Origin of the sequence: Halomonas sp. SIMBA_159 (genome assembly GCF_046536035.1) — a bacterium.
Taxonomy (GTDB): Bacteria; Pseudomonadota; Gammaproteobacteria; order Pseudomonadales; family Halomonadaceae; genus Vreelandella; species Vreelandella venusta_A.
In genome coordinates this window covers 1-272 of the sequence record NZ_JAWJBT010000584.1, presented here as the reverse complement: position 1 = coordinate 272, position 272 = coordinate 1, and the positions used below count along the sequence as shown (strand labels likewise).

Annotated in this window: 1 protein-coding gene; it reads right to left on the bottom strand. The window is 57.4% G+C overall.

Translation table 11 applies throughout. The features are described 5' to 3' along the window. Nucleotides 1-152, bottom strand: a 152-nt coding sequence (locus R0J87_RS20555) for a COX15/CtaA family protein (protein WP_498888568.1), incomplete at its 3' end; no start/stop codon positions are given. Nucleotides 153-272 lie beyond the last annotated feature (120 nt).

The following is a 272-nucleotide window of genomic DNA, read 5'->3' as shown; positions in this document are numbered from 1 at the left end:
CCATAGCAGCCGGGCCAGTCCGGGCAGCCAAGCCCGGCTTCTGTCAGCCGGGTATACGCCCCCAGGGCTATCACAGCAACGGATAATAAGAGAGTCAGTCCAACCAGCCAGGTAAAGCGCCGGTCGGCCTGCCGGTAACGGGAAGAAGCCATTGATAACATCGCCACTCCTTAGCGCATGCGGTTTGCAGCATCAGCCTATTTTGGAAACCTTGAGTAAACGTTTAAGATCCCTCAGCATGTCCTTACCCTGAGCCAGCACCTGCGTCTGCC